Source organism: Pseudomonas sp. AGC41, assembly GCF_057334555.1.
In genome coordinates, this window is sequence record NZ_JBHFJB010000132.1 from 1 (window position 1) to 3,063 (window position 3,063).

Annotated in this window: 4 protein-coding genes; all 4 read right to left on the reverse strand. The window is 52.7% G+C overall.

Annotated features, from left to right (window positions below; translation table 11 throughout):
- Positions 1-1,161, reverse strand: a 1,161-nt coding sequence (locus ACE04F_RS21875; RefSeq protein ID WP_486109890.1) for an RHS domain-containing protein, incomplete at its 3' end; no start/stop codon positions are given.
- Positions 1,162-1,519: 358 nt separating this feature from the next.
- On the reverse strand, positions 1,520-1,909 hold the full coding sequence (locus ACE04F_RS21880; protein WP_486109891.1) for a hypothetical protein: 390 nt from the start codon (positions 1,907-1,909) through the stop codon (positions 1,520-1,522).
- A 180-nt stretch (positions 1,910-2,089) separates the two neighbouring features.
- Positions 2,090-2,416 carry an Imm45 family immunity protein gene (imm45, locus tag ACE04F_RS21885; protein ID WP_486109892.1) on the reverse strand — a complete coding sequence of 109 codons (327 nt, stop codon included), beginning with the start codon at positions 2,414-2,416 and terminating at the stop codon, positions 2,090-2,092.
- Positions 2,416-3,063 (reverse strand): RHS repeat-associated core domain-containing protein (locus ACE04F_RS21890; RefSeq protein ID WP_486109893.1); only part of this gene is annotated, 648 nt, incomplete at its 5' end. The genes ACE04F_RS21890 and imm45, both read right to left, overlap by 1 nt.

Here is a 3,063-nt window from a genome sequence, read left to right on the forward strand (position 1 = left end):
AAACCTGAAGGTGTTGTAGTGCAGCCCGGTTTCGCGGTCAAGGTACTGGCCTTGAAACCGCAGGTTCTGCTCACGCCCGGCCTGCCGATCATGCCATTCGTCCCGCGTTCTGCCCCAGGCCTGGTACTCGCTGTGCCACACCGTATTGCCGTCAGTATCGGTGAGCTGTTCCGGCAGCCCGGCCAGGTTGGTGTGGAAGTAGAAGATCGCTTCACTACCGGGCTTGCCATCAAGGCGTGCCAGCGGTTCATAGCTGCCCGGATCGGCATACACGTACAGGCTGGGCCTGCCGTCCTGTACCTCTTCCAGCAGGCGCAAGCCCTGCCAGTGGAACAGCGTGCGGTTGCTCGGTTCACTGGCGTCATCGTTATACACCTGCTTGCTGATACGCCGCCCCAGCGGGTCGTAGCCGAACACCACGCGCTGGCGCAGGGCGCCGTTCCGTTGATGTACCTCGATCAGACGGTGTTCCGCGTCGTATTCGAAACGCTGGATGCGGCTGCTGCCAATACGCTTTTCGCTCAGCCGCCCAAAGCGGTCGTAGCGATAACGTTTGTCCTGATACACATGCACCCGGTTTTGCTTGATCTGGCCGTTGACCCGGTAGCCGTCGAACAGGTTACCGGCCGGGTCGTAGTTGAGGCTTTCGATATGCTGGCCCTGCTCCCTAGGATTGGTGCGGTGCATGCTCTGGAGCTGCTCGACGGGGTTGTAGCCGTATTGCGCGCTGCCTTGATAGCTCTTGCCGGTCGAGGAGTGGCCGTGGAATCGCCCGACCAGGCTGTCGTCATTGGCCGCCGTGGCCGGTCGGCTGGCGCTAGGTTGCTGGGTCTGGGTCAGTATCTCGGTCACCAGATTGTCGCTGGCATCGTACTGGTAGTCCTTCTGCAACAACGGCAACGCTTCGCTGGCGACATTTTGATAATGCAGCGCCTTCTGGCTGAGGCGGCCGTTGCGGTCGTAACGGGTGCGGGTCAGCAGGCTGCCCTGGGTGCGCAAGATCTCGTCATGCAGGTGATCGCGCTCGAAGTCGCTGATCACCCGGCCACCCAAATTGATTTGATGCAGATGGCCGCTGCCGTAGTACAAATGGTTGAGCTGACGCTGATCGGGCAGGGTCAGGGTTTGCAGGTTGCCCAGCGCGTCGTAGTCGTACTGCAACAGGCCGGCGCTATTGGTCTCACTGAGCAGTTGGCCGAGGGCGTCTTAAGATGTGTGCTTCCATCACCAAGTTGCGTTTATCAGTTGTTTTTAAACATATTTATTTTTCGAGCAATATCCGATGGCCCTAAATACACAAACCCGCGCTCTGCATCATCAAATTCGCCAATTGGCTTCAATATAAAGCCGCTTGAATGACTAATACTGCAAATAAGATTTATATCTTCAGTGATTTTACCTACCCATCCTGGATTTAAAAAAGTAGCAATATCGCAGTTCTTGGGTAAGCCTACAATATAAGAGGCGCGCTCGCTTAATATGGCGGACAGTGTAGATGTTAGGGATGGCTCGGACAGATTTATCGCCCCAAAAAATTTAATGCCTTCCCTTCCTTCAATAAGGTACTCTTGATGATCCTTGCCATGAAAATTTCGACACCTCTTGCTTTTAAGCCGCCCCACAACCTTCTGTGACGGGTAATGCGATTATCTGGCTGCCATGAGGAAAATCCCATAAGGAGCCAAATATTTTGCTCTGAAGTCGCACTTTTAAAGCCCGTGTACAGAGTTTTAAGTATGTTTAACTGGGTTTGCCATGAACGCCCTGTCGATGTCCAGCTAATTGCAGTTAGGCTGCATTCATCTGGATTTACAGCTCTGCCAAGATGAATTACATCATTCTCCTGAAAGACATTTTTACTGCTGTTAGTTTTAATTTCGGTAATTATAGTGGTTGCCTGGCTCATCATTGAAATGAGCTCCTCTATTTTGCGAGTTCCCTATGCTACCTCGTTAACGTAGATCCATAGCTCGCCGTACGGTCGATTTCAACCTCATAGCAGTGGATGACAATACGGCGGCGACGGAAGGGCAATGTACCTCGTTGCAGGAGCTGTTGATTTGATAGGTGCTCCATGTATGGGCTCTGGCTATTCGGGAGGTAAGGGTGGCGCATAGTGCTCCAAAATATAAACATCCTCAACCCGACACTCTGGATAAACCCATTTTGACCAATTGTCTATAAGCCACTGTTTGCTCAGTGATCTGCTTTGTCGGGACTCGCACTCTTTAGGGAGGTGGATTAATACCAGGCCGGCTTTGTGCCCTGTTGCAATTACTAGGGTATGTCCGGTGTTGTCGTCCGGGAGGCTAACCAGCAATGCGTCAACGAAATTCTCATAAGGCCACGTTGCTGGGAATCTCAGTACCACGCCTCTTGGTAAATCATTGGTTGTATAGTTAATTAATTTCTTCATTACCTAACTCGCAGGTCGTGTTTACCGCTTGGGTCCAATGAATTTGGTATTGGGCTTGTGTTCATGTCGACCTCTCCTAAGTGCTTTCCTTTCTTCATGTCTATTTTTTCAAATCTTCCGTGTTGCGTGTCGAGTGAGTAGTAATGCTTGTCGTCGGTGTACACTGTTCTGCCAGTGTTTAGTCTTTCTACTCTTTTTGCTCTTGTCCAAGAGCGAGATTTCGCAACTTGGTCAGCCATCTCCCTCACTACAGACACTCTCTCTGCTGGTGGCAAAAAGGCGAGGCTTCGCTCGAATTCGGAAATGGTCTGACCATTAGGGAGGTTCTCACAGCGTTGTAAGCCTAAAGGGTCGACCCATTGAGCAGGGTTCGGTCCGTAACTATAGAGGTTCAGCCCTCCCGCCAACCCAATCGGATCCGGCTGGGTAAACCGCCCCACATCCGGATCAAAAAACCTGAAGGTGTTGTAGTGCAGCCCGGTTTCGCGGTCAAGGTACTGGCCTTGAAACCGCAGGTTCTGCTCACGCCCGGCCTGCCGATCATGCCATTCGTCCCGCGTTCTGCCCCAGGCCTGGTACTCGCTGTGCCACACCGTATTGCCGTCAGTATCGGTGAGCTGTTCCGGCAGCCCGGCCAGGTTGGTGTG